This window comes from Pseudomonas sp. SDT291_1_S447 (genome assembly GCF_054070155.1).
In genome coordinates this window covers 1-6,142 of the sequence record NZ_JBSVXS010000200.1, presented here as the reverse complement: position 1 = coordinate 6,142, position 6,142 = coordinate 1, and the positions used below count along the sequence as shown (strand labels likewise).

Sequence of the window (6,142 nt, the reverse complement as noted above, 5' to 3'; positions counted from 1 at the left end):
ATTCAGCATTGATGTCGACTGACACACCGCTATCGCGAGCAGGCTCACTCCTACAGGGGAGCGCGGTGAATCAGAGAAATCACAGGCACAAAAAAAACGGCCCGCCTCCTGTAGGAAACGGGCCGTTTTCGGGTGAGCCTCAGCTCAGAACAATCACTTGTTCAGGTGGAAATCTTTTTCCGCCGCTTCGAAGCGCTGCACCATGCCTCTGGTCGGCTCGCCCATCTTGCTGACGATGTAGATGGCCAGGCTGGCGAAGATGAAGCCCGGGATGATTTCGTACAGACCCAGCAGTTCGAAATGCTTCCAGACCACCACGGTGATCGCGCCGACCAGAATACCGGCCAGTGCGCCGTCGCGGGTCATTTCTTTCCAGATAACCGAGATCAGCACAACCGGACCGAACGCAGCACCGAAACCGGCCCATGCGTAGGACACCAGACCCAGTACGCGGTTTTCCGGGTTGGCGGCCAAGGCGATCGCGATCAGTGCAACCAACAGCACCATGGCGCGGCCGACCCAGACCAGCTCAACCTGAGAAGCGGATTTACGCAGGAAGGTTTTGTAGAAGTCTTCGGTCAGGGCGCTCGAGCACACCAGCAACTGGCAGCTCAGGGTGCTCATCACCGCAGCCAGAATGGCCGACAACAGCACACCGGCGATCCATGGGTTGAACAGCAGTTTGGCCAGTTCGATGAACACGCGTTCGTGGTTCTCGGTCACGGGACCGGCAACTTCCGGGTGCGCCGAGAAGTACGCGATACCGAAGAAGCCCACCGCCACGGTGCCGCCCAGGCACAGGATCATCCAGGTCATGGAAATGCGACGCGCCTTGGCGATCGACTTAACCGAATCCGCCGCCATGAAACGCGCGAGGATGTGCGGCTGACCGAAGTAGCCCAGACCCCAGCCCATCAGCGAGATGATGCCGATGAAGGTCGTGCCTTTGAGCATGTCGAAGTTGCTTGGATCATTGGCTTCGATGGCCAGGAACGTGGTGTCGACGCCGCCAGTGGCCAGCAGGACGATGATCGGCGTAAGGATCAGCGCGAAAATCATCAGCGTGGCTTGCACGGTGTCGGTCCAGCTCACGGCGAGGAAACCGCCAACGAAAGTGTAGGCAATCGTCGCCGCAGCACCGGCCCACAGCGCCGTTTCGTAGGACATGCCGAAGGTGCTTTCGAACAGACGGGCGCCAGCGACGATGCCGGAGGCGCAGTAAATGGTGAAGAACACCAGGATCACGATTGCCGAAATAATGCGCAGCAAACCGCTTTTGTCTTCGAAACGGCTGGAGAAGTAGTCCGGCAGGGTCAGGGCATCACCGTTGTGCTCGGTCTGCACGCGCAGACGGCCGGCGACGAACAGCCAGTTCAGATAAGCACCGACGATCAGGCCGATGGCGATCCAGCTTTCGGACAGACCGGACATGTAGATGGCGCCCGGCAGGCCCATCAACAACCAGCCGCTCATGTCGGAAGCACCGGCAGACAGCGCGGTGACGACGCTACCGAGGCTGCGACCACCGAGAATATAGTCAGAAAGGTTGTTGGTGGAGCGATAGGCCATGAAGCCGATCAGCACCATTGCTGCGATGTAGATCACGAACGTGATCAGTGTTGGATTGCTTACGCTCATTAAGTTACGCCCTGGCTTTGTTTTTATGTAGCAGCGGTGATGAACCGCGCGCAAACGGTAACGTTTGGCAGACGATTCGCGATCCCGCGCATTTAGGACTGATGTTTCCCCAGGAAAGCCACCAGCCGATGCACCGGGTTATCCCGGTTGCACCTAGGGCGCGAATGCTATGCAACAAACCAAAAAAGGTGCAACCAGTTTCGCGCGAATTAGTTGCACCTAGTCGGATATTCCGAGAAACAGGCAGTTTTTGCTTCCTTTTAGCGCAGTCAGAGGGTGTTGCTAGAAGTAAAAGCACCAAGCAAGTGCGGCACTTCCGTACCAGAAAATAATTCCTGACGAAGCGTTTATTTTTCCGACAAAAAAAGGGTTGCACCCGGTTGCACCTCTTTCGGCGCACGGCTAATCTTGCGGCCAGCTGATGCCACGCAACTGTGGCAACCATGAGGATAAAAATATGGCTACCACCACCCTTGGGGTCAAACTTGATGACCCGACCCGCGAGCGCCTGAAGGCGGCCGCGACCTCGATTGATCGCACACCGCACTGGCTGATCAAGCAGGCAATTTTCAATTACCTGGAAAAACTCGAGGGTGGTGCAACCCTGACCGAGCTGAACGGTTTGACCGCCAAGGACGCCGATGAGGCGGGCGAAGTCCACACCGATCACGCCCACCAATGCTTCCTCGAATTTGCTGAAAGCATCCTGCCGCAGTCCGTACTGCGCGCTTCGATCACCGCCGCTTACCGTCGTCCTGAGCCGGAAGTGGTGCCGATGCTGATCGAGCAGGCTCGCCTGCCAGCGCCGATGGCAGAAGCCACCAACAAACTCGCCGCCGCCATCGCGGAAAAACTGCGTAACCAGAAAAGTGCCGGCGGTCGTGCAGGTATTGTTCAGGGTCTGCTGCAGGAATTTTCCCTGTCGTCCCAGGAAGGCGTGGCGCTGATGTGCCTCGCCGAAGCGCTGCTGCGTATCCCGGACAAGGGCACGCGCGATGCATTGATCCGCGACAAGATCAGCACCGGCAACTGGCATCCACATTTGGGCAACAGCCCGTCGCTGTTCGTCAACGCCGCCACTTGGGGCCTGCTGCTGACCGGCAAACTGGTCTCGACCCACAACGAAGCCGGCCTGACGTCGTCGCTGAGCCGCATCATCGGCAAGAGCGGCGAACCGATGATCCGCAAGGGCGTCGACATGGCCATGCGCCTGATGGGCGAGCAGTTCGTCACCGGCGAAACCATCGCCGAAGCGCTGGCCAACGCGAGCAAGTTCGAAGCCAAGGGCTTCCGTTATTCCTACGACATGCTCGGTGAAGCGGCACTGACCGAACACGACGCGCAGAAGTACCTGGCGTCGTACGAACAAGCCATTCACTCGATCGGCAAAGCGTCCCACGGCCGTGGGATTTATGAAGGCCCGGGCATCTCGATCAAGCTGTCGGCACTGCACCCGCGCTACAGCCGTGCGCAGTACGAGCGTGTGATGGACGAGCTGTACCCGCGCCTGCTGTCGCTGACTCTGCTGGCCAAGCAATACGACATCGGCCTGAACATCGACGCCGAAGAAGCCGACCGTCTCGAACTGTCGCTGGATCTGCTGGAGCGCCTGTGCTTCGAGCCGCAACTGACCGGCTGGAACGGCATCGGTTTCGTGATCCAGGCTTACCAGAAGCGTTGCCCGTACGTGATCGACTACGTGATCGATCTGGCTCGCCGCAGCCGTCATCGCCTGATGATCCGTCTGGTGAAGGGCGCGTACTGGGACAGCGAAATCAAGCGCGCCCAGGTCGAAGGCCTGGAAGGCTATCCGGTCTACACCCGCAAGGTGTACACCGACGTTTCCTACATCGCTTGCGCCCGCAAACTGCTGTCGGTGCCGGAAGTCATCTACCCGCAATTCGCCACGCACAACGCCCACACCCTGTCGGCCATTTACCACATCGCCGGTCAGAACTATTACCCGGGCCAGTACGAATTCCAGTGCCTGCACGGCATGGGCGAACCGCTTTACGAACAAGTTGTCGGCAAAGTTTCCGAAGGCAAGCTGAACCGTCCGTGCCGCGTGTACGCACCGGTCGGCACCCACGAAACCCTGTTGGCGTATCTGGTACGTCGACTGCTGGAAAACGGCGCGAACACTTCGTTCGTCAACCGCATCGCCGACCAGTCGATTTCGATTCAGGAACTGGTGGCCGACCCGGTTGCGCAGATCGAGCAGATGGCGACCGTGGAAGGTGGTTTCGGCCTGCCGCACCCGCGCATTCCGCTGCCGCGTGATCTGTATGGTGCCGAACGCGCCAACTCCAGCGGCATCGACATGGCCAACGAACATCGTCTGGCTTCGTTGTCCTGCGCATTGCTCGCCACTGCGCACAACGACTGGAAAGCCGCGCCGATGCTCGGCTGCGCTTCCAGCAACGAAACGCCGGCAGCCGTTCTGAACCCAGCCGATCACCGTGATGTAGTCGGTCATGCTCAAGAGGCCACCGTCGAAGACGTCGACAACGCTATTCAATGCGCGCTGAACGCAGCACCGATCTGGCAGGCCACCCCGCCGGCCGAACGCGCAGCGATTCTGGAACGTGCCGCTGACTTGATGGAAGGCGAGATCCAGCCGCTGATGGGCCTGTTGGCTCGCGAAGCCGGCAAGACCTTCGCCAACGCCATCGCTGAAGTCCGCGAAGCGGTCGACTTCCTGCGTTATTACGCAGTGCAGGCGCGCAACGATTTCAGCAACGACGCCCACCGCCCACTGGGTCCGGTGGTGTGCATCAGCCCGTGGAACTTCCCGCTGGCGATCTTCAGCGGTCAAGTCGCTGCGGCATTGGCTGCCGGTAACCCGGTATTGGCCAAACCGGCTGAGCAAACTCCACTAGTGGCCGCTCAAGCCGTGCGCCTGATGCTCGAAGCCGGGATTCCGGAAGGCGTGCTGCAACTGCTGCCGGGTCGCGGCGAAACCGTCGGCGCTGGTCTGGTTGGCGATGAGCGCGTCAAAGGCGTGATGTTCACCGGTTCCACCGAAGTCGCGCGTCTGCTGCAACGCAACATCGCTGGCCGTCTCGACAGCCAGGGCCGTCCGATTCCGCTGATCGCCGAAACCGGTGGCCAGAACGCAATGATCGTCGACTCCTCGGCACTGACCGAACAAGTCGTGATCGACGTGGTGTCCTCGGCGTTCGACAGCGCCGGTCAGCGTTGCTCGGCGCTGCGCGTACTGTGTCTGCAGGAAGATTCCGCCGATCGCGTCATCGAAATGCTCAAAGGTGCCATGGCGGAAAGCCGTCTCGGCAACCCGGAGCGCCTGTCCGTGGACATCGGCCCGGTGATCGACGCCGAAGCCAAGGCTGGCATCGATAAGCACATCCAGGGCATGCGCGACAAAGGTCGCAATGTGTACCAGGTGGCGATCGCCGACACCGAAGAAGTCAAACGCGGCACCTTCGTCATGCCGACGCTGATCGAGCTGGAAAGCTTCGACGAGCTGCAACGCGAGATCTTCGGGCCGGTGCTGCACGTGGTGCGCTACAAGCGCAAAGAGATCGATCAACTGATCGCTCAGATCAACGCTTCCGGTTATGGCCTGACGCTGGGCGTGCACACCCGAATCGACGAAACCATCGCCAAGGTGATCGACAACGTCAACGCCGGTAACGTCTACGTCAACCGCAACATCGTCGGCGCCGTGGTCGGCGTGCAGCCATTCGGCGGCGAAGGCCTGTCGGGTACTGGCCCGAAAGCCGGTGGCCCGCTGTACCTGTACCGTTTGCTGGCGACACGCCCTACCGACGCCATCGAACAATCCTTCGCTCGCGGTGATGCCGTTGTCGCCCCGGACGTTCGCCTGCGCGATGCCATGAGCAAACCGCTGAACGCGCTGAAAGCTTGGGCTGACAGCAACAAGTTCGCTGACCTGAGCACCCTCTGCGTGCAGTACGCTGCGCAATCGCAGAGCGGCATCACCCGCGTGCTGGCCGGCCCGACCGGCGAGAAAAACAGCTACGCCATTCTGCCGCGTGAGCACGTGCTCTGCCTGGCCGAGGTTGAAGGTGATCTGCTGACGCAACTGGCGGCGGTGCTGGCGGTAGGCGGTTCGGCGGTGTGGCCAGAGTCCGACATCAGCAAGGCATTGTTCGCACGCTTGCCGAAGGAGATTCAGGCGCGGATCAAGCTGGTTTCTGACTGGAACAAGGATGAGGTGGTGTTTGATGCGGTTCTGCATCACGGCCATTCCGACCAGTTGCGCGGGGTTTGCCAGCAGATTGCCAAGCGTGCCGGCGCGATCGTTGGCGTTCAGGGCTTGTCCCAGGGCGAGACCAATATTGCGCTGGAGCGTCTGGTGATCGAGCGGGCGTTGAGTGTTAACACTGCTGCTGCGGGTGGTAATGCCAGCCTGATGACCATCGGCTAAACCGCTGTAACTCCAGGCGACCACAACGGTCGCCTGGAATGAAATTCCCTGTAGGAGTGAGCCTGCTCGCGATAGCGGTCTGTCAGTCAAAAT

2 protein-coding genes are annotated in these 6,142 nt (G+C 60.2%); one reads left to right on the top strand and one right to left on the bottom strand.

Going from position 1 to position 6,142, the window contains the following annotated elements; translation table 11 throughout:
* Positions 1 to 153 precede the first annotated feature (153 nt).
* Positions 154 to 1,638, bottom strand: coding sequence for a sodium/proline symporter PutP (gene putP / locus ACW9IR_RS28400; protein ID WP_095120686.1), 1,485 nt, complete (start codon positions 1,636 to 1,638; stop codon positions 154 to 156).
* Between the two features lie 457 nt (positions 1,639 to 2,095).
* Here putP and putA point away from each other — a divergent pair, with 457 nt between their 5' ends.
* Positions 2,096 to 6,049 carry a trifunctional transcriptional regulator/proline dehydrogenase/L-glutamate gamma-semialdehyde dehydrogenase gene (gene putA / locus ACW9IR_RS28395; protein ID WP_457465935.1) on the top strand — a complete coding sequence of 1,318 codons (3,954 nt, stop codon included), beginning with the start codon at positions 2,096 to 2,098 and terminating at the stop codon, positions 6,047 to 6,049.
* Positions 6,050 to 6,142 lie beyond the last annotated feature (93 nt).

Excerpts from the sequence above, each read along its gene's own strand:
- putP (WP_095120686.1), bottom strand. The coding sequence starts at position 1,638 with ATGAGCGTAAGCAATCCAACACTGATCACGTTCGTGATCTACATCGCA.
- putA (WP_457465935.1), top strand. The coding sequence starts at position 2,096 with ATGGCTACCACCACCCTTGGGGTCAAACTTGATGACCCGACCCGCGAG.